The organism is Limnohabitans sp. INBF002, assembly GCF_027924905.1.
Lineage (GTDB): Bacteria > Pseudomonadota > Gammaproteobacteria > Burkholderiales > Burkholderiaceae_C > Limnohabitans.
In genome coordinates this window covers 252904-278349 of the sequence record NZ_AP027055.1, presented here as the reverse complement: position 1 = coordinate 278349, position 25446 = coordinate 252904, and the positions used below count along the sequence as shown (strand labels likewise).

The 25446-nt window shown below is 58.5% G+C and carries 24 protein-coding genes; 9 read left to right on the top strand and 15 right to left on the bottom strand.

Annotation, left to right across the window (positions count from 1 at the left end; genetic code table 11):
• The first annotated feature begins 42 nt into the window (after window positions 1–42).
• Genes QMG15_RS01450 through ttcA form a run of 4 tightly spaced genes read left to right on the top strand, consistent with a single transcriptional unit; the run spans window position 43 to window position 2531 of the window.
• Window positions 43–861 carry an SDR family oxidoreductase gene (locus tag QMG15_RS01450; RefSeq protein ID WP_281789154.1) on the top strand — a complete coding sequence of 273 codons (819 nt, stop codon included), beginning with the start codon at window positions 43–45 and terminating at the stop codon, window positions 859–861.
• Window positions 858–1247: a dihydroneopterin aldolase gene (locus QMG15_RS01445; RefSeq protein ID WP_281789152.1), complete on the top strand. Its 390-nt coding sequence runs from the start codon at window positions 858–860 to the stop codon at window positions 1245–1247. Before QMG15_RS01450 ends, QMG15_RS01445 begins: the two co-directional genes overlap by 4 nt.
• A gap of 1 nt (window position 1248) precedes the next feature.
• Window positions 1249–1617 (top strand): dihydroneopterin aldolase, encoded by a 369-nt coding sequence (locus tag QMG15_RS01440; protein WP_104796644.1) that lies wholly within the window; start codon window positions 1249–1251, stop codon window positions 1615–1617.
• Between the two features lie 2 nt (window positions 1618–1619).
• The gene (gene ttcA, locus QMG15_RS01435) at window positions 1620–2531 is read left to right on the top strand and encodes a tRNA 2-thiocytidine(32) synthetase TtcA (protein ID WP_281789151.1); all 912 of its coding nucleotides are present in this window, start codon (window positions 1620–1622) and stop codon (window positions 2529–2531) included.
• A gap of 342 nt (window positions 2532–2873) precedes the next feature.
• Here the strand turns inward: ttcA and QMG15_RS01430 are convergent, their stop codons facing one another.
• Genes QMG15_RS01430 through QMG15_RS01395 form a run of 8 tightly spaced genes read right to left on the bottom strand, consistent with a single transcriptional unit; the run spans window position 2874 to window position 10118 of the window.
• Window positions 2874–3617 carry an SDR family NAD(P)-dependent oxidoreductase gene (locus tag QMG15_RS01430; protein WP_281789150.1) on the bottom strand — a complete coding sequence of 248 codons (744 nt, stop codon included), beginning with the start codon at window positions 3615–3617 and terminating at the stop codon, window positions 2874–2876.
• Window positions 3618–3619: 2 nt separating this feature from the next.
• Window positions 3620–4960 (bottom strand): FAD-binding oxidoreductase, encoded by a 1341-nt coding sequence (locus QMG15_RS01425; RefSeq protein WP_281789149.1) that lies wholly within the window; start codon window positions 4958–4960, stop codon window positions 3620–3622.
• Window positions 4957–5370 (bottom strand): GtrA family protein, encoded by a 414-nt coding sequence (locus QMG15_RS01420; RefSeq protein ID WP_108402210.1) that lies wholly within the window; start codon window positions 5368–5370, stop codon window positions 4957–4959. Before QMG15_RS01420 ends, QMG15_RS01425 begins: the two co-directional genes overlap by 4 nt.
• Window positions 5367–6821 carry a UbiA family prenyltransferase gene (locus tag QMG15_RS01415; protein WP_281789148.1) on the bottom strand — a complete coding sequence of 485 codons (1455 nt, stop codon included), beginning with the start codon at window positions 6819–6821 and terminating at the stop codon, window positions 5367–5369. The genes QMG15_RS01420 and QMG15_RS01415 overlap by 4 nt, the downstream gene beginning before the upstream one ends.
• Entirely contained in the window at window positions 6818–7681 is an 864-nt protein-coding gene (locus tag QMG15_RS01410; protein WP_281789147.1) for a fumarylacetoacetate hydrolase family protein, read from the bottom strand. The genes QMG15_RS01415 and QMG15_RS01410 overlap by 4 nt, the downstream gene beginning before the upstream one ends.
• A 22-nt stretch (window positions 7682–7703) precedes the next feature.
• Window positions 7704–8342 carry a nucleoid occlusion factor SlmA gene (slmA, locus tag QMG15_RS01405; protein WP_281789146.1) on the bottom strand — a complete coding sequence of 213 codons (639 nt, stop codon included), beginning with the start codon at window positions 8340–8342 and terminating at the stop codon, window positions 7704–7706.
• 15 nt (window positions 8343–8357) lie between these two features.
• Window positions 8358–9230, bottom strand: coding sequence for an acetylglutamate kinase (gene argB / locus QMG15_RS01400; RefSeq protein WP_281789145.1), 873 nt, complete (start codon window positions 9228–9230; stop codon window positions 8358–8360).
• A 33-nt stretch (window positions 9231–9263) separates the two neighbouring features.
• Window positions 9264–10118 (bottom strand): hypothetical protein, encoded by an 855-nt coding sequence (locus QMG15_RS01395; protein WP_281789144.1) that lies wholly within the window; start codon window positions 10116–10118, stop codon window positions 9264–9266.
• A gap of 135 nt (window positions 10119–10253) precedes the next feature.
• Here QMG15_RS01395 and galE point away from each other — a divergent pair, with 135 nt between their 5' ends.
• The 5 genes from galE to QMG15_RS01370 are packed head-to-tail and all read left to right on the top strand — an operon-like array spanning window position 10254 to window position 17528.
• Complete coding sequence (gene galE, locus QMG15_RS01390) at window positions 10254–11276, top strand: UDP-glucose 4-epimerase GalE (protein WP_281789143.1); 1023 nt, start codon at window positions 10254–10256, stop codon at window positions 11274–11276.
• A complete protein-coding gene (locus QMG15_RS01385; protein WP_281789142.1) occupies window positions 11273–14149 on the top strand; it encodes a sugar transferase in 2877 nt (958 codons plus the stop codon). The genes galE and QMG15_RS01385 overlap by 4 nt, the downstream gene beginning before the upstream one ends.
• 33 nt (window positions 14150–14182) lie before the next feature.
• Window positions 14183–15208 carry a glycosyltransferase family 4 protein gene (locus tag QMG15_RS01380; RefSeq protein ID WP_281789141.1) on the top strand — a complete coding sequence of 342 codons (1026 nt, stop codon included), beginning with the start codon at window positions 14183–14185 and terminating at the stop codon, window positions 15206–15208.
• Entirely contained in the window at window positions 15202–16257 is a 1056-nt protein-coding gene (locus tag QMG15_RS01375) for a glycosyltransferase (RefSeq protein ID WP_281789140.1), read from the top strand. The genes QMG15_RS01380 and QMG15_RS01375 overlap by 7 nt, the downstream gene beginning before the upstream one ends.
• Window positions 16254–17528 carry a hypothetical protein gene (locus tag QMG15_RS01370; RefSeq protein ID WP_281789139.1) on the top strand — a complete coding sequence of 425 codons (1275 nt, stop codon included), beginning with the start codon at window positions 16254–16256 and terminating at the stop codon, window positions 17526–17528. Before QMG15_RS01375 ends, QMG15_RS01370 begins: the two co-directional genes overlap by 4 nt.
• On the opposite strand, the gene rfbC is transcribed toward QMG15_RS01370, so the two are convergent.
• The 7 genes from rfbC to QMG15_RS01335 form a co-directional block, all read right to left on the bottom strand.
• Complete coding sequence (gene rfbC, locus QMG15_RS01365; RefSeq protein WP_281789138.1) at window positions 17476–18066, bottom strand: dTDP-4-dehydrorhamnose 3,5-epimerase; 591 nt, start codon at window positions 18064–18066, stop codon at window positions 17476–17478. The genes QMG15_RS01370 and rfbC overlap by 53 nt on opposite strands.
• Window positions 18067–18069: 3 nt before the next feature.
• The gene (rfbA, locus tag QMG15_RS01360) at window positions 18070–18945 is read right to left on the bottom strand and encodes a glucose-1-phosphate thymidylyltransferase RfbA (RefSeq protein WP_281789137.1); all 876 of its coding nucleotides are present in this window, start codon (window positions 18943–18945) and stop codon (window positions 18070–18072) included.
• Window positions 18946–18960: 15 nt separating this feature from the next.
• Complete coding sequence (gene rfbD / locus QMG15_RS01355; protein ID WP_281789136.1) at window positions 18961–19857, bottom strand: dTDP-4-dehydrorhamnose reductase; 897 nt, start codon at window positions 19855–19857, stop codon at window positions 18961–18963.
• Window positions 19858–19866: 9 nt separating this feature from the next.
• Complete coding sequence (gene rfbB / locus QMG15_RS01350; RefSeq protein ID WP_281789135.1) at window positions 19867–20928, bottom strand: dTDP-glucose 4,6-dehydratase; 1062 nt, start codon at window positions 20926–20928, stop codon at window positions 19867–19869.
• 15 nt (window positions 20929–20943) lie between these two features.
• Window positions 20944–22248 (bottom strand): O-antigen ligase family protein, encoded by a 1305-nt coding sequence (locus QMG15_RS01345; protein ID WP_281789134.1) that lies wholly within the window; start codon window positions 22246–22248, stop codon window positions 20944–20946.
• Window positions 22245–24164 carry a nucleoside-diphosphate sugar epimerase/dehydratase gene (locus QMG15_RS01340; RefSeq protein ID WP_281789133.1) on the bottom strand — a complete coding sequence of 640 codons (1920 nt, stop codon included), beginning with the start codon at window positions 24162–24164 and terminating at the stop codon, window positions 22245–22247. The genes QMG15_RS01345 and QMG15_RS01340 overlap by 4 nt, the downstream gene beginning before the upstream one ends.
• 62 nt (window positions 24165–24226) lie before the next feature.
• Window positions 24227–25438 carry a DegT/DnrJ/EryC1/StrS aminotransferase family protein gene (locus QMG15_RS01335; RefSeq protein WP_281789132.1) on the bottom strand — a complete coding sequence of 404 codons (1212 nt, stop codon included), beginning with the start codon at window positions 25436–25438 and terminating at the stop codon, window positions 24227–24229.
• Between the last annotated feature and the right edge of the window lie 8 nt (window positions 25439–25446).

Here is a 25446-nt window from a genome sequence, read left to right as displayed (position 1 = left end):
ACCGGCTTCTACACCTCACTTCCACCACAGGCACCTCACACCATGCGCTCTTGGGCACTCATCACTGGCGGCAGCGTTCGCTTAGGCCGCGAAATCGGCCTCGCCTTTGCACGTGCGGGGTGGAATGTGGCCTGCCATTACAACCGCTCAGACGCCGAGGCCCATGCCCTGTGTGTCGAGCTGCGCGCCTTGGGCGTAGACGCCTTGACCGTGCAAGGTGACTTAGAAGACGAAGCCAGCTGCCAAAGCATTTTTGACACCACGGTGGCCATCACCGGCACGGCGCTGCAGTGCGTGGTGAACAACGCGTCGTTGTTTGTGCCGGATGAGGGCGCCGACTTTGACGAAGCACAGGCCTTGGCGCAAATCAAGGTGAACCTGATGGCGCCCATGCGCTTTGGCAAGTGGCTGGCGGCGTTGCACGCACCAGCTCCCGAATTAGATGCATCTGCCAACGAAGGCACATTCAACGGGCACGCCAAACCGAGCGTCATTCACGTGTTGGACCAAAAGGTGTTCAACCTCAACCCCGATTATTTTTCGTACACGCTCTCGAAGCTTGCGCTGGAGCGCGCAGTCAGCCTGCAAGCCCAGTCGCTCGCGCCCACCTTGCGCGTGAACGCTGTGGCCCCTGGCCTGATGTACTTGAGCGGGCCACAAACCCAAGATAACTTCAACCGTGCCGCGCAAGCCAACTTGCTGCGCCAACCCATCAACCCTGCCGACGTGGCCAACAGCGTGGTTTTTTTGGCGGGTAACGCCAGCATCACCGGCACCACGGTGCGCGTGGATAACGGGCAACATTTGGTACCACTCGCACGTGATGTGATGTTTGTGGTCGAGGAGCTTTTTAAATCATGAACGACCAACTTTTACTGAACTGCCGCCGCTTGTTTTTGCGCGGCCTCACCGTGCAAGCGCACATCGGCATCCATGACCACGAGTTGCGTGCAGCGCAACGCATCATCCTTGACGTGGACTTGTATGTCTCGTTCGCGGGCACCAGCCCCAAAGACGACCGCATCGACGAAGTGGTGGACTACGACTTTGTACGCGCCGTGGTGCACGCCCGCATCGCACAAGGCCACATCAACCTGCAAGAAACTTTGTGCGACGACATCCTCACACACTTGCTAGAACACACCGGCGTGATGGCTGCGCGCGTGTCCACCCGCAAGCCCGACGTCTACCCCGACTGCGAAGCCGTGGGTGTAGAAGTGTTCCGCGCCAAACCAGGAGTGCTGTGACATGGCGAGCAAAGGCACCCAAATTTTGAACCTCACCGGCTTGCGCTTTGATGCCAACTTGGGCATCTTGGAGCACGAGAAAATTGATCCGCAGCCCATTCAAGTGGATGCCGAACTGAACTTAGGCACGCAACCCCTGCTGCCCCACGACGATGACATTTGCCATGTGTTGGACTACCGCAAGGTGCGCCAAATCATCATCAGCGAGTGCACGGCTGAGCACGTCAACTTGCTCGAAACACTCATTGGCAAACTCGCCCACCGCCTCATGCAACTGCCGGGCGTACTGGGCGTGCGCGTGAAAATCGCCAAGCTGGAAATTTTTGAAGACTGCGAAGTGGCCATTCGCATGGAAACAGGACAATGGTGACTATGACGACCGCTGAAAAAGACCTCAACAAAGACCCGAAGCAAATCAAGATCGAGCACGAAAACCACAAGCTCGAAAAACGCCTGTGCCGCCAAGTTGGCCAAGCCATCGTGGACTACAACATGATCGAAGAAGGCGACAAGATCATGGTTTGCATGTCGGGCGGCAAAGACAGCTACGCCATGCTCGACATCTTGCTCATGATGCAGCAGCGCGCGCCCATCAGCTTTGAGTTGATTGCGGTCAACCTCGACCAAAAGCAACCCGGCTTTCCTGCCGATGTATTGCCCAAGTATTTGGCGCAAGTGGGCGTGAAGTTCCGCATCGAAACGCAAGACACGTACTCCATCGTCAAAGAAAAAATCGCCGAAGGCAAAACCATGTGCAGCCTGTGCTCGCGCCTGCGCCGTGGCATTTTGTACCGTGTGGCGGGTGAGCTGGGCTGCAACAAAATCGCACTGGGCCACCACCGCGACGACATCTTGCAAACCTTCTTCTTGAACATGTTCTTTGGCGGCAAGCTCAAAGCCATGCCTCCGAAATTGGTGAGCGATGGCGGCGACCACATGGTCATTCGCCCCTTGGCCTACGTGGCCGAGAAAGACTTAGAGCGTTGGTCCAAAGTGCGCCAGTTCCCCATCATTCCCTGCACGCTGTGCGGCAGCCAAGACGGCTTGCAACGCCAAGTGGTGGGCGAGATGTTGCGCGATTGGGAGAAGAAGTTTCCAGGCCGCATTGAGAACATGTTTGCAGCCATGCAAAACGTGGTGCCGTCGCATTTGATGGACCACACGAAGTTTGATTTCAAGAACTTGGTGACCACGGGGGTGGCGTCAGAGGATGGCGACAAGGCGTTTGACCATGAAGAGTTTCCTATGGCTACCTTGCCTGGGATGCAGGTGGTGACGCTTTAGTTTTCTGAGCTCTTTTTCTGAGCTCGCTTCGGAGAGGGACTTAGGGCAGGTTCCTCATTCTGGAGTACCAGAAATCGTCACCCGCCCTAAGCCCCTCCCCGAAGTCTGCGTTCGACGTTGCTTCGCTCGTCTACTTTCGCGCATGCATGTGTTGCTACTGATGGAATGGCGTGGCACGCGATGCAGCTCTGGGGCCATAGCTGTTGTAGCGAGTACCCAAAGCGTTGCGAGCATAGGGTGCGGCGGCTGACGATTTCTGGTACTCCAGCATGAGGAAGCCGCCGCACCCTATGCTCGCAACGCGCCCGCGCCAAAGAAAAAGTCAGCAACAAATGTCGACAGCTATATATTGAGCTTGTTAAACACAAACCGTGGCAAGTGCATCACCACCAGCATGATGATCTGCCAAATGCCTGGCGTGTAAAACACAGGCTTACCGGAAGCGATGCCCTTGACGATGTCTTTGGCCACTTGCTCGACCGAAGCCATTTTTTGCCCCTTGGCTTTGAGGTCGCTGGTCATGGGCGTGTCTGTGGGGCCCGGCTTGACCAACACCACTTTCACACCTGTGTGCGCCAAACGGTGCTGCATGCCCTGCGCGTAGCGCGACACCAAGCCTTTGGCTGCACCGTACACATAATTGGTTTTACGACCACGGTCGCCCGCCACCGAACCAATGATGGCAATCGTGCCGTGGTTGGCAGCCACCATGGGTTTGGCAAAGGCTTCGGCAAACAACACGGGTGACACGCCGTTGATTTGCAAGGCTGCATCGCAAGCCAGCAGATCGTCTTGGCAAGTGCCTTGGTCTGACAACACGCCATGGGCGATCAACACCACATCCACGGCGGCCTGGGCAACGATGTGGCTCACGGTGCGCTGAATGGCTGTCGCATCGGCAAAATCAGACGTCATCACTTGCACATCGGACTGTGGGCTGCGCACGCGCAGGTCGTCGGCCACACGGCGGGTGCGCGCTTCGTCGCGACCCACGAGGGTCAGGCGCACAGGGGCGGCTTGCACCCACAAGCGTGCGCAGTGTTCGGCCATGGCCGAAGTGGCGCCAATGATGACCATGTGTTGCATTCTTAAACTCCCATCAAACGGCGCGACATGGCAGAGCTGATGCCCGCGTCACGGTGCGCCAAAAATTCAGACAAGCGCGGATACCCGGCTTCAAACAAATCGCGTGGCATGCGCGCATCTTTGGCCATGTACAAGCGGCCTTTCGCCTCGCGCACGATGGCATCCAATCGATCCATCAATTGCAAGGTGCGCTGGCCGCGGTTGGGAAAGTCCAGTGCCAACGTCACGCCAGGCTCTGGAAAACTCAACATGCCTTTGGCTTCTCGGTTGCCAAAGGTTTTGAGCACGGCCAAAAAAGACCCCTCGCCCGAAGCGGCAATGGCATCGAGCATGGCCTGCACAGCAAGCTGCCCGCCCTCGCGAGGCACCACACTTTGGTATTGGTAAAACCCTCGCGGGCCATACATGCGGTTCCAGTCCTGCAAGTTGTCCAGTGGGTACGAAAAGGGTTCGTAGTGCGCCACGTCAAAACCACTTTTGAGTTTTTGCAGCTCGTAGTAAGCCATGTTGAACGGCTTGAGTGACAAGCCATTCACCAACGACAGCGGCGGCACAAACGGCATGCGCAAGGGTTGGCTGTGTGTTTTTTGTTGATGTGCTGCCAGCACCGCCTTGAGCGACGGCATCGCTGCCGCTTGTGGCGCGCTCATGGGGTTGGCACGCATAAAAATGCCCCGTGCGGTTTGGCCTGCCAAACAATCAATCCACGAAACCGTGTGTTCCCAATCGTGCTCCGACGCATCCGCCAACTCAAAGAACTCGGCCAAGCCTTGATAGGGCAAGGTTTCGGTGCGCAGCCATGGGCTGCCCACACGGCGCAACTGCAACTCTGCCGTGACGATCACACCCGTGAGCCCCAAGCCCCCCAGCGTGGCGCCCATCAACGCGGGCGTCTGGGTCCAATCCAGCGACAACACCTCGCCCGTGGTGCGTGCCAAAGACACGCCCAATACATGGTCACCAAACGACCCAACCGCGTGGTGGTTCTTGCCATGCACATCGTTCGCAATCGCACCACCAACCGTGATGAGTTGCGTGCCAGGCGTGACGGGCAGCATCCAACCGCGTGGCACAAACAGGCGTTGAATGTCGCGCAGCAACACACCGGCTTCGCACACCAAACGGCCCGTGGCGTCGTCAAACGCCATGAATTTATTCAGCCCTGTGGTGTGCCACAAGTTGCCATGGGGGTTCAGGCACACATCGCCATAACTGCGGCCATTGCCAAAAGCCAAGCCAGGCTGGTGCGCGGCCAACACGGTGGCCACATGCGAACGGTCGGTCAGCACGTGCACATCGTGCAAATCGTTCGACAAACGGCCCCAGGCGCTGACGGGTTTCATGCCAACGCCTGCTTGAACACAAAGCGCTTGTCGAGGTGGTACTTGATGTACGACCCCAAGGTCAAGCCAATCGCACCACCCAAATAACGCATGGCGTCTGTGCCAAAGAGGTGATGAAACGCAAACTCAATGCCCCAGAAAATGGCCGTGGTGAACACGCCCATGAAACCGTAAAGGATGAACAAGCGGGTGTCGTGCCCAAGGTTGTCGGCCTTGAAGTCGAACACGTGTTTTTTCTCAAGCACGTATTTGATGGGGAAGCCCATGGCCGTCCCCGCCAACACCGACAGCTCAATGGCATACGCACCGCTGTACACCCACATGGATGCGGCTTGCGTGCCAATGTTGGCCACCGTGGCAAAGGCAGACACCAGTGCGTACACCAGCGCGATGCGCGCAGCCGTCTTCATGACAACACGCGCGCCAAGGCCAACACCGCCACCATGAACGCACCCACGCCCCAGCTGACTTTGTCTTTGAGGGCAAACACAATCGGGTCGTCATGCATGCGGCCACGATGGGCAATGAGCCAGGCACGTGAAATCCAAAACAGCATCACCGGACAAGCCAACCAAATGAGTTGCGGCGTGGCATACAAGTGCGCGGCCTGTCCATCTTGGATGTACAGCGCCAGCACCAACACCGCAATAAAACCTGCGCTGCCGCCCAAGCTAGACACCAGCTCTAAGTCGTCCGGCTCGTAGCCGCGCCCACGCAAAGCGCCTGTCTTGCCCGCCTCGCGCGCCACTTTGAGTTCGCTGTAACGTTTGATCAGCGCCAAGCTCAAGAAGATGAACATCGAAAACAGCAACAGCCAAAACGACACCGCCACATCAATGGCCGCCGCACCAGCAATGATGCGCAAGGTGTAAAGCGCCGCCAAGGTCAACACATCGACCACGGCCAATTGTTTGAGGTGCAACGAATATGCCACCGTCAACACAAAGTAAACGCCCAAGCTAACTGAGAACAACACGGGCATGAATAGCACCGACAACACCACGGCAACTAGCAGCAACAACGGCCACACCATCCACCCCGTGACCAGGCTCAACGCCCCCGATGCAAACGGACGATGACGCTTGCGCGCATGGTGGCGGTCGTCTTGCACGTCGACCAAGTCATTCAGCAAATACACGCTCGATGCGGTCAGGCTGAACACCACAAACGCCATCAGGGCCAACACATCGCGTGGCGCATCTGCGTATTGGTGGGCCGCCATGAGCGGCACAAACACCAAAAGGTTTTTCATCCACTGGTGCAAGCGCATGGCTTTGAGCATGGCCTGCCAAGACGGCGGCAGACCGCTGTCAAACACTTGGCCCACATGGCCTTGTGCTTGCGCGCGGCTCAGCAGCGATGCTGAAGCATCCACCACATGGGCGGTGTGCGCTGTGGCCCACACCTGCAGGTCGGGCCAGTCGTTGCCCACGTAATCAAAGCCAGATTCGCCAAAACGCGCCACCAAAGCGTTTGCTTTGGCGGTGGACTTGAGGTTGGTATCACCCTCTGTGGCCAGCACCTCGTCAAACAAATGCAGGTGCTGCGCCACTTGTTCGGCCAACACGCGGTGGCTGGCCGTGGCCAACACCAAGCGGCGGCCACTCTGCTTTTCCGCACGCAGCCAATCTAACAAGTCTGTGTTGTAGGGCAAAGCCGAAGCATCCAGGTGCACGCGATGGGCCAGCTCGGTTTTCAGCACTGCCTTGCCGCGCAAAAGCCACAGCAGAGGCTTGAAGCACTGAAACGGATGCTGAATCAAAAACTGGCTGGCACTCTCCACCAACAAGTCGGTGCGAATCAGAGTGCCATCTAGGTCGACCACCAGCGGCCGACTCAACGCGTGCAACGAACCACTCATGCTTTGAAAGCCACCACTTTTTGGTGTTGCTCGCCCAAGCCTTCAATGCCAAGGGTCATCACGTCACCGCGCTTCAAATACACAGGCGCTGGCTTGCCATCTTTCTTGACACCCATGCCCACACCGGGAGGGGTGCCTGTGCAAATCACATCGCCAGGTTTGAGCGTCATGAATTGGCTGAGGTAGCTCACGATTTTGGCGACGCCAAAAATCATGGTTTTGGTGTTGCCGGTTTGCATGCGCACACCGTTGAGGTCTAGCCACATGTTGAGCTTTTGCGGGTTGGCCACTTCGTCACGCGTGACCAGCCAAGGACCGATGGGGCCGAAGGTGTCGCAACCCTTGCCCTTGTCCCATGTGCCGCCGCGCTCGAGTTGGTATTCGCGTTCGCTCACGTCGTTGATCAGGCAATAGCCCGCCACGTGATCGAACGCCGCCTTTTGCGACACATGACGCGCTTCTGTGCCAATCACGATGCCCAGCTCCACTTCCCAGTCAGATTTGACCGAGCCTTTGGGCAACATCACATCGTCATTCGGGCCTTGGATGCAGCTGATGGCCTTGGTGAACACGATGGGTTCTTTGGGAATGGGCATGCCCGCTTCAGCGGCATGGTCGGCGTAGTTCAGGCCAATGGCCAAAAACTTGCCCACGTTCGCCACCGGGCAGCCCATGCGGGGCTTGCCTTTGACCAAGGGCAGTTTGTCTGTGTTGAGTTTGGCCAATTTGGCGAGAGCTTTGTCGCTCAGTTGCTCGGGCGTCACGTCTGGGATGATTTTGCTCAAGTCGCGCAGCTTGCCTGCGGCATCAATGAGGCCTGGTTTTTCTTTGCCGGGGTTGCCGTAACGCACGAGTTTCATGAAGAGCCTTTCAAAAATTAAATCAACGACACATCAGCGCCAGCGATGCATCCAAATGGTCCATCGGTGAACGCTTAAATCCAGAGCGCGCAAAGCGCTGCAACTGACCCAAGGCAAACGCCAGCAAGGCCGCAGCGCGCACTTGCGCGTCGGCGGTGGGCGAGGCCGATTGGTTGGCCTCTGCCGCGGCACGCAGCACTTGGCGCAGAGCCGACTCAATGCGCTCAAACAATTGGTTCATGCGCTGGTGCAAGCGCTCGTTTTCAAACACCAAGGCATCGCCCACCATCACGCGGGTCATGCCTGGGTTTTTTTCGCCAAACTGCAACAGCACCGTCACCATGCGCGCGGCCTTGTGTGCGCCATCGCCTTCGCGCTCGGCAATTTGGTTAATCAACCCAAACAGGCTGTGCTCGATGAAATCAATCAAGCCTTCAAACATCTGCGCCTTGCTGGCGAAGTGGCGATACAACGCAGCCTCGCTCACCTCCAGCTTGGCTGCCAAGAGCGCGGTGGTGATGCGCTCAGTGCCTGGCTGTTCCAACATGCCCGCCAGCGTTTGCAAAATTTGCTCACGCCGTTGGCCTGGCTTCATGCGTTGGCGAACCTTGGGCTCCTCGCGGTCGGAAGCTGCGTCGTCGGGCAAGGCGTTGTCAGACATGGCGTGCAAGTGAAGTTAGTGCGAACGGATCATGGTGCCGAACGCTTGCTCGGTCAAGACTTCCAGCAGCATGGCGTGTGGCACGCGACCGTCAATGATGTGCACCGCATTCACGCCGCTCTTAGCGGCATCCAAGGCGCCTGCAATCTTAGGAATCATGCCGCCGCTGATGGTGCCGTCGGCAATCAGCTCGTCAATGCGACGGGGGGTCAGCTCGGTCAGCAGTTCGCCCGCTTTGTCCAACACACCGCGGATGTTGGTGAGCATCAACAGCTTTTCAGCGTTCAGCACCGTGGCCAGCTTGGCCGCCACCACGTCGGCGTTGATGTTGAAGCTTTCGTTGTTTTCACCAAAACCAATCGGGCTGACCACGGGAATGAACGCATCGTCTTGCAAGGCTTTCACCACGCTGGGGTCGATGCTGACGATGTCGCCCACCTGGCCCACGTCGTATTCTTTGCTGGGGTCTTTGCTGTCGTGCACCGTAAGTTTCTTGGCGCGAATCATGGCGCCGTCGCGGCCGGTCAAGCCCACGGCTTTGCCGCCCGCTTGGTTGATGAGGCCCACGATGTCTTGCTGCACTTCGCCGCCCAACACCCACTCCACCACTTCCATGGTTTCGGCGTCGGTCACGCGCATGCCTTCGATGAACTCGCCTTTTTTGCCCAAGCGTTGCAGCAAGCCTTCAATTTGCGGGCCACCGCCGTGGACCACCACGGGGTTCATGCCCACGAGCTTGAGCAACACCACGTCTTCGGCAAATGCCTTTTGCAGCGCAGGGTCGGTCATGGCGTTACCGCCGTATTTGATGACCAAGGTTTTGCCGTGGAACTTGCGGATGTAGGGCAGGGCCTGGGCCAGGATGTCGGCGGGAGAAAAATCGCTCATGGGGTGCAACTCCGTGTGTTTACTAAGCGTTGTTTACTCTGCGTGGTCTGTCGCAGAAGCGTGTGCGGCTTGTGGGCCAAGCACCAGATCGCGCACCATTTCGCGCAACAGTTTTTTCTCTTGGAAACTCAAAGCACGCTCCAACACGCGGCGCACGCCCAACAACAACTGGCGGTCCACCTCTTGTGGAATGCCGCGTGTGTTTTGCAGCTCTTCGCGCAGCTCTTCACGCAGGTCTTCGGGCTCGTCGGCCCACCAGGTGTTGATGACGGTGTTGAGCTGCTCGCGCAACTGCTCGGGGTCAATTTGCGGCACAGCGTGCATCGAGCTGGCGTGGCGTGAACCACCTTCGCGCAAGGCTTGTGCGCCCAACACCACGCGCTGGTCGGCTTGCGACAGCAAGCGCGCCCAACCTGGGTCTTCGCGGTTGAGCTGCGTCATGTTGCGCGAAGCTTCGTCGGCCAGCAGGTGCACCGACATGCCGTGCAACTGGGCTTCGTCAATCAGGCTGATCAGTCGTTCGTCGTCGCTGCCCACCAAGAGGTGCTCGCACGCACCGCGTTCGGCCAAGCGTTTCAGGTCTGCGCCCAAAGTGCGCAGCATCGACAAACCGCCGTCTTGGCTGTGAGGCAGCACGGCACGGCTGACTTGTCCGCCAATGGCTTGGTCATCGGGGGTGTCGCTGTACCAATAAATGCGGCGCAGGTTCAGCTCCAAGCCGTTGTGGGCCAAGGCGTTGCTGAGCAGCTGATGCAGCTGCGGACGCACATGGTCTTGTGCGGTGTCGGTTTGGCCTTGCAACCACGCCAAAAAACGGGCGTCGATGAGGGCAATGCAAGATTCAGCGCCTGCGTGCGCTGCAGCGTGAGAGGAATGTGTGCGTTTCATGAAAGTACTAAAGGTAAGAAGATAGAAAACAGCTTCTGAGCGTGCTAACTGTGCCCGCCCACAAGCTGCATTTATTTTAGGGCTGAGACCGCATGCCTGCAGGGGATAATCACAAAACTTCTAAGAATTGCTGACATGACACATCCCATTTTGATTACCGGCGGAACAGGCTTCATTGGCTCGCACACCGTGGTCGCCCTCGCTGAGGCGGGCCAGCCCGTGGTCGTTTTGGACAATTTGTGCAATTCCAGCGCCAAAGTGCTGGACCGTCTGGCCAAGCTGGGCGCCAGCCCCCTTGCGTTTGTGCAAGCCGACATCCGCGATTCGGCGGCCTTGGACGCCCTGTTTGCCCGCTACAACTTTGCAGGCGTCATCCACTTTGCAGGCCTCAAGGCTGTGGGCGAATCAGTGGCCCAGCCTCTGCGCTATTTAGAAAACAACGTCAGCGGCACGATTAACCTGCTGCAAGCCATGGACCGCGCCAACGTGCGCCGCATCGTGTTCAGCTCGTCGGCCACCGTGTATGGCGACCCAGTCAGCGTACCCATTCCCGAAACCGCCGCCCTCACCGCCACCAACCCCTATGGCCGCACCAAGCTCATGTGCGAAGACGCGCTGCGCGAGCTGCACGCGGCTGACCCACGCTGGAGCATCGCCATCCTGCGCTACTTCAACCCCGTGGGCGCGCACGAAAGCGGCTTGCTGGGCGAAGCGCCCAACGGCATTCCCAACAACCTCATGCCCTACATCACGCAAGTGGCCTTGGGCCAGCGCGCGCACTTGCAAATTTTTGGCAACGACTACGACACCCCCGACGGCACCGGCGTGCGCGACTACCTGCACGTGAGCGATTTGGCAGCGGGTCATTTGGCCGCGCTGCGTGCGTTGAACGAACCCAAGCTGCTCACCGTCAACCTCGGCACCGGCCGTGGCGTGAGCGTGCAAGACATGGTGGACACCTTTGCTAGCGTCAACAGCGTGCCCATTCCTTATAAAGTAGTACCGCGCCGCCCTGGCGATGTGGCCCAGTGTTTGGCCGATCCACGCCAAGCCAAAGACTTGCTGAATTGGGAAACCTTGCTTGACCTAGAGCGCATGTGCGCCGACGCATGGCGCTGGCAGTCCATGAACCCACAAGGTTTTGACACACCCCTATGAAAAACCACGACGACGGCACGCTGTCCCTGTTTGACGACTTCCCGCCCGCCTACGAACCTGCGACCTTGCCGGCTGCGGCAGCACCTAAAAAACCTCGCGCCAAGCGTAAGGTGGCAGAGCCCAAGCTAGAAGTTGCCGACGCCAATGCGGGTGAAGCAGTGCCTAGCCCTGCGGCGCAACCCGTCGTCACTGACACTGCCCCGTCTGTTTCTGGCACTGCACACGATGCAGTTCAAGCGCCAACGCCTGAGCCAGCGGTCGACCAAGGCGTGCATGTCGAAACCACGCTGCATTTGGCAGGCCTGGTTGAACCCCAACGCCGCCGCAACAGCCCTTGGGCCAGCCTAGACATGGCCGCCTCGCAAGTTGCTGCGCAAATGCCGCACGTGATGGTGGTCATCACCAAAGGCGAAGCCGGCGGCGCGCAATCGCACGTGCGGGACTTGTGCCAAGCGTTGCAAGCACGCGTGCAATTCACCGTGGTGATTGGCGGACCGGTGGACGAATCGGTGCTGGGCCGCGAGCTCAGCGCGATGGGCATCACCGTGTGCCCCATGCCCGACATGGTGGAGTCACTCAACCCGCTCAAGCTTTGGCCTGCGGTGCAGCAGCTGACCGAACTGATCAACAAACACAAGCCCGACCTCGTGCATGGCCACAGCGCCATTGGTGGTGTGGTGGCTCGCATCGCGGCCAAACGCGCATATGTGCCCGCGCATTCTTCAGGGGTGCCGGCGGTGTACACCGTGCACGGCTTTGGTTTCAAACCCGAAGTGCCACTGGTGCGCCGCACTGCGTCCGCACTGGCGGAGCGTTTGCTGGCCCGCTGGACCACGCAAATGATTTGCGTGTCCAAATACGAACGTGAGCTGGCCTTTGACTTGGCCATTGCGCCTGAGCGCGTGCACATCATTGCCAACGGCATTGCACGTTTGCCTGCGCCTGACACCAAGACGCAAGACGACACCGCCGACACAAACGCGGCCCCCGCACACACCCCATCTGCCTTGCCGCGCCTCATCATGGTGGCGCGCATGAAAAGCCCCAAACGCCACGACCTGCTGCTGCAAGCCTTGGCCAAAGTGCGCAACGCCTTGGGCCACGAGCTGCCCGTCACACTGGCTGGCGATGGCCCGCTGCAGGCACAGCTGCGCGCACAAGCCAAAGCGCTGAACCTCAAAAACATCACCTGGGCAGGCGACGTGAGCCATGTGAGCGAGCTGCTCGCACAACACCAGGTGTTTGTGCTGCTGTCCGACCACGAAGGCATGCCCATCACCGTGCTCGAAGCCATGCGTGCGGGCCTGTGCGTGCTGGCCAGCAGCCTGCCTGGCATTCGCGAGCAAATCAACGCCTACCAAGACGGCATCTTGGTGGCCAACACACCGGAGGCTGTGGCAGAGAAACTTTTGCAACTCGTGCGTGACCCGCACATGTGCAAGCGCCTGGGCCGTGCTGCGCAACAAAAATTTGAAGACTGCTTTGCCGCCGAGCCCATGGCCGAGCGCGTGCTGGAGGTCTACCACCAATGCACGCAAGAAACCACAACAGCCAAACAACTCACCGCTGACGCAGCCACCAGCACGCACAACAGCGCAGGCCTGGTGTCCGCCTCGGTGCGCCGCCGCGATGCCCTGCAACGCTGGGCCTTGTGGGGCGTGTGGATGTTGGCGCCTAGCTTCATGGCGGCACAGCTGTTGGAAGACGCGGGCCTCATGACTTACCAGTTTGGTGAAACCCTCTGGTGGTGCGTGCTGCCCTATGCCGTGGCCACGCACTTGCTGATGCGTGCCTCGCACCTGCCCGTGGCCGAGCGCAGCGGTGTGTTGTGGGTGTCCACCACCGCGCCGTTTGTGTTCACGCCTTTGGGCTTTGCGCTGTTGCAGCAGCCTTACTCTCGTGCAGCGGTGGTCTGGGCCTATGCCGCCACCACGCTGTGGCTGTGGTGGGGCTATCGCCGCCATGTCAAACACCGCGCCTTGCGCTTGGTGCACATTGACGCCAACGTGCCCGCCCAACTGGCCGCGTGCCTGAGCCCCAACACGCTAGACCCACAAGCCGTGCAGCTCATCGCATGGACCCCCAACAGCGACACGCCCCTGCCCGCCTGCGACGGTGTGGTGCTAGACCGCCATGTGCGCAGCAGCGACGAGCGCACACGTTTGTTGGGCGAGCTCAAAATGCAACACCTGCGCCTGTACAGCGTGGAAGCCGTGGCCGAACTAACCAGTGGCCGCAAGATGCTGCCCACCGCCGCTGACTCGCTGTGGGAAATCGACAACGACCCGAGCTACGACCGTGCCAAACGTTTGCTGGATGTGGCCACCGTCATCGCGCTGGCCCCCTTGTGGGTGCCACTCGCCGCAGGCGTGGCGTTGGCTGTGCGCTTTGATTCCAAAGGCCCCGCGCTCTATTCGCAGCCCCGTGTGGGCCGCGATGGCCAAGTGTTCACGCTGTGGAAATTTCGCAGCATGGTGCACGGCTTGCAAGCCCCCGGCGTGCACTTTGCGCAAGCCGAAGACCCGCGCATCACACGCGTGGGTCGCGTGTTGCGCCGCAGCCGTTTAGACGAACTGCCGCAGCTCTTCAACGTGCTCATGGGCCACATGAGCCTCATTGGCCCACGCCCCGAGCAAACCGCGTTTGTGCGCGACTTTGCAGCCACCATTCCCAGCTATCCCTATCGCCACCTCGTGCGCCCTGGCCTCACCGGCTGGGCGCAAGTGCAACAAGGCTACGCCGACAGCGCCGACACCACGCGCATCAAACTCAGCTACGACTTGTATTACGTGGCGCACTACTCGCTCGCGCTCGATTTGCTGATTGCGGCCAAAACCGTCAAGACCGTGTGCACGGGTTTTGGCGCACGCTAAATAACGCCAAGCTGTTCTCCATACGCGCCCAACATGACCACCGCCTCTCACGCACGCCGCATCTTGTTGCTAGAAGAGCCCACCTGGGGCGGTGTACACACCATGACGCGCACCTTGGTGGATGCGCTCAGGGCACATGGCTGGCAAGTCACCGCGCTGCCTTGGCAGCAAACGCAGTGGCCCGCCTTGGTCAGCGCCGCCAAGCAACACGACGTCATCGTCGCCACGCACAACTTTGGCCCCACCTATTGCGGCGCGGCACTGAAGGCCATCACAGGCAAGCCACTGGTCAGCTGGGTGCATGGCCCGTTGATGGATGTGCTGCACGAAGCCGGCGCATCGGCGGTGAAAAAACTTTGGCTCAAACTGCTTTACAAACAAGTCAGCCAGTTTGTGTGTGTGTCGCGCACCACGCAAAATTCGTTGCTCGGCTTCATCACGCTCGGCAAGCAACAACGTTGCACCGTGGTGCCCAACGGCATTGCGCCCATGCCTGAAGGCCAAGCCATCCATGTGCATGCAGGCCACGGCGGCGAAGGCATGCCGCCTTTGCTGCTGGGCTATGTAGGCCGCTTGTCCGCCGAGAAACGCCCGCACCTGCTGCTAGACACCTTACGCTATTTGCCCGACGAAGCACAACTGGGCATCGTGGGCGAAGGCCCCATGCACCGCAAAATGATTCACGACGGCATGGACCTGATGTACCAAGGCCGCGTGCATTTTTTGGGCAAGCACCCCAGCGGCACGAGCCTGTACACGCCATGGCAAATGACGCTGCTCACCTCGCGCTACGAAGGCTGCCCCATGACCGCGCTAGAGTCGCTGGCCTGCGGCGTGCCCTGCGTGTCGCTGCCCATCCCTGCCATGCGCGAGCTGTACGATCTTGACGCACCTTATCTGCTGGCCCGAGGTGACGCCCCCGTGGCCTTGGCCGAAGCCGTGATGACGGTGTTGAGCTTGCCCGAGCAACAAGTGCGCGACGACATGGCCCGTATCGTGGCACGCCACCACATCGACCACTTTGTGGGCAACTGGCAAGAGGTGCTGCGCACATGTTGAACGTCACCACGCCGTTGAGCGCCAGCGCTCAAAAGCCGACCGTCTGTGTTCACTTCGTGCGAGGCGGCCCTGCGTACTTGCCAGAGATTGATGCGTATGTGGACTTCATCACCTCGCACGGTCACCAAGCCTTGGTGCATGACACGGGCGCTACCGTTCCCCTCAACGCGCAAGTGGCGTGGTGGATGTGCGGGCGTGTCTCTGCAGCAGAAGCACGTCGCTTAAAAAACGCATTTCACATCCACGAATACGCGTCGACTTCAGCCCCACCACACGCGCGGCTGAAAGACTTCGTCAAACACTGGACCCAGCCCAAACCCGACTACCGCTTGTTTCAAAACGGCTGGGTGCGCGAACGCATGGGCTTTGACGACGGCGTGCCCCACGCCCTGCGCGACATGGGCGTGGCACAAGCCTTTTTCGATGCGGCAGCCCCCGCATTGCCCGAACCTTCGTACGAAGACGATGCCCCCGCACGCATACCGCCCAACGAATTTGACTTGGTCTACTTGGGCGAAATGAACCGCTTGCTGCCCTTTGTGCCGCTGCTGCACAGCATTCACGATGCTGGCCGCACCTTGCTGCTGGTGGGCGATGTGCCCGATGCGTTGCGCACGCAGTTGCCCGCCAACGTGACGTGCACGGGCCGCGTACCCCATGCCGATGTGCCACACCAATTACGCCGCGCCCGCTTTGGCTTGAACCTGGTGGGCAACATCGAACCCTACAACCAACAAACCTCCACCAAGCTGCTGGAGTATTGCGCCGTGGGCCTGCCCGTGGTGAGCAACGACTACGCGTGGGTGCGCTACTTTGCCGCGCACTACCAAGGCAACCTGCACTTGCTGCGCGACGACCCCAACAGCTGGCAACACAGCTTTGGCGAGGCGCTAGACGCCTACCCCTATGTGGTGCCCGATGTGCGTCAACTCGCTTGGCCCAAACTGCTCGGCAAGCTGGCCATTTGGAAGCATTTGCACATCCTGCCTGAAGCGCCCAAACCCTCGTGGCCAATACACGCAACAGGCGTACTGGGTGGTTCCCGTTGAGCTGGGTCAGCCGCTTGCGCATCAGCAGCACCAGCCGCGTGGTGGCGCTGTCCAGCGCAGTGGCGTTTGCCACACAAGTGGCGTTTGCGCTGCTGATGCTGCGCTTGTTCTCACCGCAAGAAGTGGGCGAGTTTTCAGTCGTCAGCCAGATCGGCTTTTTTTGGATGACCCTCGCTTTGGCCCAATCGCCATTGGGCATGCTGGCCAACCAACATTTACCCGCGCACATCGCGGCACAACACGCATGGCGCGCCAGTTCTTTGCGTGGCTTGGGCTTGCTGCCGGTGGCGGCATTGGCCGTGTGGTTTAGCCAGCTGGCCATGTGGCCCACCTTGCTGTGGGCTTTGCTGCTGGCGTTTTGCCAAATGGGTTGGATGTTGGCGCAAAGCCTAACTCTGCGCATGGGCTCGGCTTGGCAGCAAGCGGCCGTGCGTGTGCTGCCTCCGCTCACAGCTGCGACGACCGCGCTCACGGCGGCACTGTTGGGCGCGTCCGTGGGTTGGGGTAGGCCAACCTTGGTGCTGTCTGCGCTGCTGGGCTATGCCTTGGGTGCTGCATGGCTGGTGCCGGCCTTGCGCGCTCGTGATGTGCGGGACGTGCATGCTGATAGCACCCCATCCGCTGACGCGGCGACCTCAACACACGACGCCACACAAGCCTCCATCACCCAACAATCCGACCCGCGCAGCGCCACACTGCGCATGGCGCACACCTTGGTCGATGCCCTGCTAGCCACCGCCATCATCGTGGTGTGGCAGCGTTTGTATGGCTCGCAAGAAACCGGTTGGATGAGCGCCCTGCTGCGCGTGCTGGGCTTCTTACCTGCGGTGGTGCACATGGCTTGGGCGCAAGTGGCTTTGGCGCAGGGCCACCGCCCAAACAGCCCTCACACGGCCAGCGGCACCCCGTGGTGGCTAGGCCTAGGCGCATTCGCCTGCGTCATTGTGTTGGGCTTGTCGTGCGCCGTGGCGCTGTACCAAGAGTGGTTAGACCCGCGCTGGCACGGCGTGTGGGCCTACATTGCGCCACTGGTACTGTGGCAAGGCAGTGCGTGCTTGTCTGCGGCGTTTAGCCACAGGCCTTTTCAAACACACGCGGCACACGCCTATTCGTGGGCGTGCATGGCGCTGGGTGTGCTGCAAGCCTTGGTGTTGTTGGCCCCCATGGGTTTGGCGCAGCCCATGGATGCAGAGCAGCACATGGCTGCGTTTGCGTGCGTCAGCAGCTTGGGGCTGCTGGGGTTGACGGTGTGGATGGCGCGGTTGCGTTAGCAAACGTCAACGCAGCCACATCCTTAGCCACCAACAAAGGCGGCGCATCCAACAGGTGCAGCGGCCATTCAATGCCAATTGCGGGATCGTTCCACAACAAACTACGCTCAAACTCGGGGTGGTAGTAATCGGTGGTTTTGTACAAAAACTCTGCGCTTTCGCTGCTCACCAAAAAACCATGCGCCAAGCCCTCGGGTATCCACAGCTGTTTTTTGTTTTCTGCAGACAGCTCTAGTCCAAACCATTTGCCAAACGTCTCAGAGTTTGGGCGAATGTCCACCACGACATCAAACACCGAACCCTGCGTCACGCGCACCAGCTTGCCTTGCGCGTGTTGGGTTTGGTAGTGCAACCCGCGCAGCACACCCTTCGCCGATTTGCTGTGGTTGTCTTGCACGAAGTTGCGCTGCAAGCCCGTGGCTTGTTCAAAGTCGCGGGCATTGAAGCTTTCAAAAAAGAAGCCTCGTGCATCGCCAAACACTTTGGGCTCTAACACCAGCACGCCGTCAATTGGGGTGGTTGTGACTTGGTAAGGCATGGTTTATTTCAGCAAGCCCAACAAATATTGACCGTAGCCGTTCTTGGCCAACGGCGCAGCCAGTTTTTGCAAGGCTGCGGCATCAATCCATTTTTGGTGAAACGCAATTTCCTCAGGACACGCCACCATCAAGCCTTGGCGTTTTTGCAGCGTGCCAATAAAGCTGGCGGCTTCCAGTAAGCTGTCGTGTGTGCCTGTGTCGAGCCACGCATAGCCACGACCCATGATTTCCACATTCAGCTGACCCATCTCTAGATAGCGCTTGTTGACGTCGGTAATTTCTAGCTCACCGCGGTGAGAAGGCTTGACGGCTGCAGCAATGTCGCACACCTGTTCGTCGTAAAAATACAGCCCTGTCACAGCGTAGTTGCTTTTAGGCTTCGCGGGTTTTTCTTCAATGCTCAAGGCACGAAACTGGGCGTCAAACTCCACCACACCATAACGCTCGGGGTCGTGCACATGGTAGGCAAACACACTGGCGCCACTGGTGCGGGCATCTGCGTTGTGCAATTGTTTGACCAAGTCGTGGCCGTAAAAAATGTTGTCGCCCAGTACCAAAGCACTGGGGTGATCTGCCACAAAGTCTTTGCCGATGACAAACGCTTGCGCCAACCCATCTGGGCTGGGCTGCACCGCGTATTCAATGTGCATACCCCATTGGCTGCCGTCACCCAACAGCTCTTTAAAACGTGGCGTGTCTTGCGGGGTGGAGATCACCAACACCTCGCGAATGCCACTCAGCATCAGCGTGGTGAGCGGGTAATAAATCATGGGCTTGTCGTAAACAGGCATGAGTTGCTTGCTCACGGCCTGTGTGACGGGGTACAGGCGAGTGCCTGAGCCGCCCGCGAGGATGATGCCTTTGCGCTGTTTGGTCATATCTGTGCTTCTTATTTAGAGTATTTCGGTCAGCATGCGGTCTACGCCCTGTTGCCACGGTGGCAGCACCAGGCCAAAAGCTTGCTGCAGCTTGTTTGTGCACAAGCGCGAGTTGAATGGTCGTGCGGCAGGTGTAGCAAATGCAGCGGTTGGCACGGGTGCGATATCGCTGACTTTCCAAGGCAAATCAGGGCTCATACGTTTGGCCTGTGCGATCACATGGCTGGCATAACCATGCCAAGTGGTTTCCCCGGAAGCCACCAAGTGGTACACGCCACCCAAAGAAATATTTTGCGTATTCAGCACACGGCGCATGGCGTGTGCGGTGATGTCGGCAATCAAGTCTGCGCCCGTGGGTGCGCCATGCTGGTCGTTGATGACCGTGAGCTTGTCGCGCTCTTGGGCCAAACGCAGCATGGTTTTGGCAAAGTTGCCACCGCGCGCCGCGTACACCCAGCTGGTGCGAAATATCAAATACTTGCAGCCACTGGCCGCAATGGCTTGTTCGCCTTCGTGCTTGGTTTGGCCATAGACGTTGAGTGGGCCTGCACCCTCACCCTCTTCGCGTGCATGGCTACCACTGCCGTCAAACACATAGTCGGTCGAGTAATGCACCAACCATGCGCCTATCTGTGCCGCCGCTTTAGCCAAAGCTGCGGGCGCCTCGGCATTGAGAAGACGGGCTAGCTCGGGCTCTGACTCTGCTTTGTCGACTGCCGTGTGTGCAGCAGCATTCACGATGAAGTCTGGCTTGTAGGCCAACACTGTCTGCGCCAGCTTGTCGGGCTGACTTAGATCGCCGCAATAGGTGGTGCTGTGTCGGTCAAGTGCCAACACCTCGCCCAAAGGAGCCAAGCTGCGTTGCAGCTCCCAGCCCACTTGGCCGTTTTTGCCGAGTAGCAAAATTTTCATCGCCAGGCCCTACGCGCCGTATTGCTTGCCCACCCATTGGCGGTAAGCACCACTGGTCACACCTTCTACCCATGCTTGGTTGGCCAAATACCATTCCACTGTTTTGCGAATGCCCGTCTCAAACGTTTCTTGGGGCTTCCAGCCCAGCTCGCGTTCAATCTTGCGGGCGTCAATGGCGTAGCGGCGGTCGTGGCCGGGGCGGTCTTTGACGTAAGTAATTTGCTCGGCGTAGCGCTTGCCGTCTGCACGGGGTTGCAGCTCGTCCAGCACGGCGCACAAGGTGTTGACCACTTCCAGATTGGGCTTTTCGTTCCAGCCACCAATGTTGTAGGTCTCGCCTACTTTGCCAGCTTCTAACACGCGAGCAATGGCGCGGCAGTGGTCTTGCACATACAACCAATCGCGCACTTGCTGGCCATCGCCATAAATGGGCAACGGCTTGCCAGCCAAGGCGTTGAGCAACACCAAAGGAATCAGCTTTTCTGGAAAATGATAAGGCCCATAGTTGTTGCTGCAATTGGTGGTCAACACAGGCAAGCCATAGGTGTGGTGCCATGCGCGCACCAGGTGGTCGCTGGCGGCCTTGCTGGCGGAGTACGGGCTGTTGGGTTCGTAGGTCTTGGTCTCGGCAAACGGCGGGTCGGTAGGAAGCAAAGTGCCATACACCTCGTCGGTCGACACATGCAAAAAGCGGAAAGCTGTTTTTTCAGCTTCGGGTAACTCTTGCCAATAAGCGCGCACGCTTTCAAGCAAGTTGAACGTGCCCACCACGTTGGTTTCAATGAAATCACCAGGGCCATGGATAGAGCGGTCGACATGGCTTTCTGCGGCAAAGTTCAGCACGGCACGGGGCTTGTGTTCGGCCAGCAGTTTAGAAACCAAAGCACGGTCGCCAATGTCGCCCGGCACAAAGATATGACGCGAGTCGCCTTTGAGGGCGTCCAAATTGGCCAAATTGCCTGCGTAGGTGAGCTTGTCTAGGTTGGCCACGGGCTCAATTGACGACAACAACCATGTGTGAACAAAATTACTGCCAATGAAACCGGCGCAGCCTGTGACAAGAATGGTCATTTGCTATTTCCTAATTTAAAGAGTTTGTGTTTGTGGCTTGGCCAATTCAAGCGACTTAGGAGCCAAAAAGACCAACAAAATCAACAGGGTGAAATGCCCCTCCTCCATATCAATCATCATGGAGTTGGTGGTGATGCTGAGCATGAACAAAAACACAAACATCACCAACCCAATGCGTTGCACCTCGTCTGTTTTGCTCCATGCAACACGGCAAGCTTGGACGAAGATGGCCAAATACAAAGCCAACCCCACCACGCCTGTGGTGGCCAGCATGTACAGGTACTCGTTATGTGGATTACCCCAGTTATATGTTGCCCAAGACTGCGGGGCTACCCCTAGCGCTGTTGCGGCCGCCTGATAGGCCTGCGAAAAACCGAGACTACCCACCCCCACCCACCAGTTGCTTTGCTTAATAGTTTCCCATGCTGTGGCTGCGTATTGCATGCGCACCGAAACCGAGCCAAACACGGCAGCCGAGCGCTCTTGCGGGGTCATGGCTAGATACTGGCCAAACTCAACGGCAGCCAAGGCCATGCGTCGGTGCACCACATCCGAAGTGGACACCACGCCCATCACACCCACCACAGCCAGCAACAGCAACCATTTGTATTTGCCCACGAACAAACGCTTGGCATTTAACAGGCCCCAAACCCCAAACCCTGAGGCCAAAAGCAGCCAACCTGTACGGCGCTCGCTAGCCAAGAACAAAGAAGCCACCAGCAAAACCAAGGGCACAGCCACGCGCCACGCCAACTGCGGGCGTACCAGCCACATTTGAGCCAGCACAAACACCAAGCCCACCAGCGCCTGCCCATACATATGCGACATGTGCGACATACGCATGTACCCTGTTGTGAAATATTCGCCTTCCGGCACATAGCCCGTTAGCGTGAGCAGCAAGTTCAAGCTGCCCAACAGCAACACACTGCCAGCAAATGCCCAAAACGCCACACGCGCCACGCGTGGGTTAACAAACACCGCCCACAGTACCACCACAAAACCCAGCGTGCGCAAGTCATGCAGCAGGTCTTTCAGCGCAGCACCCAAACCAAAACCCGCCAACACATTGGTGCACACATCCCACACGCACAGGGCCAATACAAAGCCCAAAAACAGCTTGGCATCGGGCTCTATCACTTGCTTGGTTTTTAAATAATCACGCCAAGCAAAAGGGGCCAACAACACCAGCCCCAACACCGCAATATTGGTAAATGCCACCGAGGTGAATACGGCCATGCCTAATAAACAAACCATGGCCATCGCTATTTGGGCATGGCGCGGTGTTTGAGGCATTGCTGTGGCTGCTTCTGTGTGTGTCATGGCGATGTGGTCTTGGTTGGGTTGTTTGCCAAATATACCCAGTCCACCACTTCGCCCTCGGGCTGGTAGCCGGGTACGAGGCCTTTAAGTAAGGTGCGAATCAGCGCTACATCGTTGGCGTCTAGCGCTAGGCCTAGGGCTGCCAACTTGCTTTGCAGCTCGCCCCAAGGTAAAAAGTCTTCATGCGCTTTCATGATTCGGGCATGGCTGGTGGGCAGCGGGTTGTCGCCAATCAGCAGCTCTTCGTACAGCTTTTCGCCGGGGCGCAAGCCTGTCACTTGTATTTCTATGTCGCCATTTAGGTTGGCATCATCTCTTACCGTCAAACCCGACAACTCGACCATGCGCTTGGCAAGGTCAATAATTTTGACGGGCTCACCCATGTCCAACACAAACACATCTCCACCGCTGGCCATCGCACCAGCCTGAATCACTAGCTGCGCTGCCTCTGGGATGGTCATGAAGTAGCGGGTAATACGCTCGTCCGTTAGGGTAATGGGGCCACCGTCTTTGATTTGTTTGCGAAACAGGGGCACCACTGAGCCAGATGAGCCCAACACATTGCCAAACCTCACCATGCTGAAACACGTTTTGCCACCGGCATCGGACATGGCCAAAGCCTGAGCCTGCAACACCATTTCGGCCAAGCGCTTGCTGGTGCCCATCACATTGGTGGGGCGCACCGCTTTGTCGGTGCTGATCAGCACAAAGTCACGCACCCCGTGCGCGGCTGCTAACTGTGCAGTATTTAATGTACCCAGCACATTGTTCTTTACGCCCTCTGCCGGGTTGTGCTCGACCAGTGGCACATGCTTGTAGGCTGCTACGTGGTACACCGTATGCGGCTTCCATGTGCGCAATATTTCTTCCATGCGCGATGCATCACGCACATTGGCCAGCAACGGCAACAATCGAACATCGCCCATCCACGCGTCTGAAACCAAGCTTTGCAGCTCATGCTCTACGGCATACAGCGCATACTCAGTCAGCTCAACCAGCAGTAGCACTGCAGGCCTAGCCTTCACAATTTGCCGGCATAATTCTGAACCAATCGAGCCACCGGCCCCCGTCACCATCACTACCTTTCCCGTGATGTTTTTGGCCAGCATCAGCGGGTTGGGAGGCACGGGGTCGCGGCCCAGTAAGTCTTCAATGTCCAGCTCTTTCAGGTCAGATACCTGCACCTTGCCTTGGGCCAGCTCTAGCACCCCTGGCAAGGTCCGCACCTGCACATGGGCCGAGCGCACCAGCTCTAATATCTGGTTACGCCGCCCACGTGATACCGAAGGGATGGCCAAAAACACCTGCGTGACACGCAGCTTGGCCACCAAGGCCACGATGGCTGCGGGGTCGTAGATTTTTAACCCATTGAGCACCTGCCCATGCAAGCGGGCATCGTCATCTAACAAACCCACCACCACCAACTCGGGGCTAGTTTTGAGGGCCGCAGCCAATTGCCGCCCTGCCGAGCCTGCGCCATAAATCAACACCCGTGGCAAACGCTCGCGGTGCACGATGCCCAGATAAATACCGCCCAACCAATAACGCACAAACGCTCGAGACAGCGTGATGCCAAGCAACAACAACAGTGGCTGCAAAACGCCCACTGTGCGCGGCACGCCGGGCACACCCACCACAGCAAACGCCAAACAATAAAGCACAGCGTAAAGCGCCACAGCCTTTAGCACCGTCATCAGCGCGGGCAAGCCCGCATAACGGAAGATGGCGCGGTAAAGGCCAAACACAATAAACACTGGCAAAGCAAAAGCAACCGCCCCTACAAAGGCAATGAAGTGCGCATGCGACCAAGACGTCCATGCCTCTAAACGCAAGTTAAACGCCATCCACACCGTGATGGCGCAAATAAATGCATCTGCCCCCAAAGCCAAAGCCCGCTTTACGGGACGTGGCAGCATCAACAAAAGGTTAGTTAAAAAAGATAAGTTCATTTCAAAACTGAAAACACACTGATGCAGCCTCAGACACTGGCCTGAAGCACCACTTTTCGGATGACTTCACACGTTTTATCTATCTCGGCCTCTGTCAACGTTGGGTGTACTAAAAACATAATTGACGTTTCACCCAACTCACGAGCTACAGGTAATCGAGCATTCGGTCGCCAGCCTGTGTTGTCAAACGCCTTTTCTAAATACACCTCAGAACAAGAACCTTGATAACAAGGCACCCCCTCTGCGCTAATCGCCTCGATGACACGGTCACGCGACCACCCAGAAGCCAAACGCCCTGGCTGTACATAGACATAGCACTTGTAGTGCGCATGCTCACAAGCCGCGCCCTCGGCTGCGCAGCCACTTGGGCAGCTCGCGCACTTAACCTGCGGAACATGCAATGCCGCAAACTCAGCGCAAGCTGCCCAAATGGCCAGCGCATTGTGTTTGCGAGCAGCGGCCCAATCATTCATGCGTTTCAGCTGAATCCGTCCAATCGCAGCTTGCATCTCCAGCATGCGCCAATTGGTGCCAAAACTCTCATGCAACCACCTGAAACCCGGCGGGTGCTTGCGTTCATACACTGCCTCATAACTCTTGCCATGGTCTTTGTAAGACCACATTGCACGCCACAGCGCCTCGTCATTGGTCGTCACCATGCCCCCCTCGCCGCCCGTAGTCATGATCTTGTCCTGGCAGAAGCTCCAAGCCCCCACATGACCCATGCTGCCCACTGGCCGCCCCTTGTACCTCGCTCCATGCGCCTGAGCGCAATCCTCAATCACTGCAAAACCACGCTCAGCGGCCAACGCCATGATTGGGTCCATGTCGCAAGGCCAACCAGCCAAATGCACACACACCACAGCCTTGGTCCGAGGCGACAGCGCAGCCTCAATCGTGCGAGCCGACACATTGCCGCTGTCCGCTTCCACATCGGCAAACACAGGCACCGCTCCAGCATTAACCACACACGAAATTGATGCAATGAAGGTGCGCGGCGTCACCACCACCTCGTCGCCGGGCCCTACGCCCAAAGCCTTCAGCGCCACATCCAGCGCCAGCGTGCCATTGGCCAGGGCCACGGCATGCGCCGTGCCACACCAAGCGGCAAATTCTTTTTCAAACTCGCGGGTCTCGGCACCCGTCCAATAGTTCACCTTGTTGGACATCACCACGCGGTGCACCGCGTCGGCCTCTTCGGGGGTAAAACTGGGCCAGGGGGAAAAGGAAGTGTTCAGCATTGGTTTCT

What these genes read in the sequence shown, in the direction of transcription:
- argB (WP_281789145.1), bottom strand. Translation starts at nt 9,230, where the DNA reads ATGAGCGATTTTTCTCCCGCCGACATCCTGGCCCAGGCCCTGCCCTAC.
- QMG15_RS01425 (WP_281789149.1), bottom strand. Translation starts at nt 4,960, where the DNA reads ATGAAACCCGTCAGCGCCTGGGGCCGTTTGTCGAACGATTTGCACGAT.
- QMG15_RS01335 (WP_281789132.1), bottom strand. Translation starts at nt 25,438, where the DNA reads ATGCTGAACACTTCCTTTTCCCCCTGGCCCAGTTTTACCCCCGAAGAG.
- rfbA (WP_281789137.1), bottom strand. Translation starts at nt 18,945, where the DNA reads ATGACCAAACAGCGCAAAGGCATCATCCTCGCGGGCGGCTCAGGCACT.
- slmA (WP_281789146.1), bottom strand. Translation starts at nt 8,342, where the DNA reads ATGTCTGACAACGCCTTGCCCGACGACGCAGCTTCCGACCGCGAGGAG.
- QMG15_RS01395 (WP_281789144.1), bottom strand. Translation starts at nt 10,118, where the DNA reads ATGAAACGCACACATTCCTCTCACGCTGCAGCGCACGCAGGCGCTGAA.
- QMG15_RS01375 (WP_281789140.1), top strand. Translation starts at nt 15,202, where the DNA reads ATGTTGAACGTCACCACGCCGTTGAGCGCCAGCGCTCAAAAGCCGACC.
- rfbD (WP_281789136.1), bottom strand. Translation starts at nt 19,857, where the DNA reads ATGAAAATTTTGCTACTCGGCAAAAACGGCCAAGTGGGCTGGGAGCTG.
- QMG15_RS01420 (WP_108402210.1), bottom strand. Translation starts at nt 5,370, where the DNA reads ATGAAGACGGCTGCGCGCATCGCGCTGGTGTACGCACTGGTGTCTGCC.
- QMG15_RS01445 (WP_281789152.1), top strand. Translation starts at nt 858, where the DNA reads ATGAACGACCAACTTTTACTGAACTGCCGCCGCTTGTTTTTGCGCGGC.
- QMG15_RS01410 (WP_281789147.1), bottom strand. Translation starts at nt 7,681, where the DNA reads ATGAAACTCGTGCGTTACGGCAACCCCGGCAAAGAAAAACCAGGCCTC.
- QMG15_RS01415 (WP_281789148.1), bottom strand. Translation starts at nt 6,821, where the DNA reads ATGAGTGGTTCGTTGCACGCGTTGAGTCGGCCGCTGGTGGTCGACCTA.
- rfbB (WP_281789135.1), bottom strand. Translation starts at nt 20,928, where the DNA reads ATGACCATTCTTGTCACAGGCTGCGCCGGTTTCATTGGCAGTAATTTT.
- QMG15_RS01340 (WP_281789133.1), bottom strand. Translation starts at nt 24,164, where the DNA reads ATGCTGCCACGTCCCGTAAAGCGGGCTTTGGCTTTGGGGGCAGATGCA.
- rfbC (WP_281789138.1), bottom strand. Translation starts at nt 18,066, where the DNA reads ATGCCTTACCAAGTCACAACCACCCCAATTGACGGCGTGCTGGTGTTA.
- QMG15_RS01440 (WP_104796644.1), top strand. Translation starts at nt 1,249, where the DNA reads ATGGCGAGCAAAGGCACCCAAATTTTGAACCTCACCGGCTTGCGCTTT.
- QMG15_RS01450 (WP_281789154.1), top strand. Translation starts at nt 43, where the DNA reads ATGCGCTCTTGGGCACTCATCACTGGCGGCAGCGTTCGCTTAGGCCGC.
- galE (WP_281789143.1), top strand. Translation starts at nt 10,254, where the DNA reads ATGACACATCCCATTTTGATTACCGGCGGAACAGGCTTCATTGGCTCG.
- QMG15_RS01430 (WP_281789150.1), bottom strand. Translation starts at nt 3,617, where the DNA reads ATGCAACACATGGTCATCATTGGCGCCACTTCGGCCATGGCCGAACAC.
- QMG15_RS01345 (WP_281789134.1), bottom strand. Translation starts at nt 22,248, where the DNA reads ATGACACACACAGAAGCAGCCACAGCAATGCCTCAAACACCGCGCCAT.
- QMG15_RS01385 (WP_281789142.1), top strand. Translation starts at nt 11,273, where the DNA reads ATGAAAAACCACGACGACGGCACGCTGTCCCTGTTTGACGACTTCCCG.
- QMG15_RS01380 (WP_281789141.1), top strand. Translation starts at nt 14,183, where the DNA reads ATGACCACCGCCTCTCACGCACGCCGCATCTTGTTGCTAGAAGAGCCC.
- ttcA (WP_281789151.1), top strand. Translation starts at nt 1,620, where the DNA reads ATGACGACCGCTGAAAAAGACCTCAACAAAGACCCGAAGCAAATCAAG.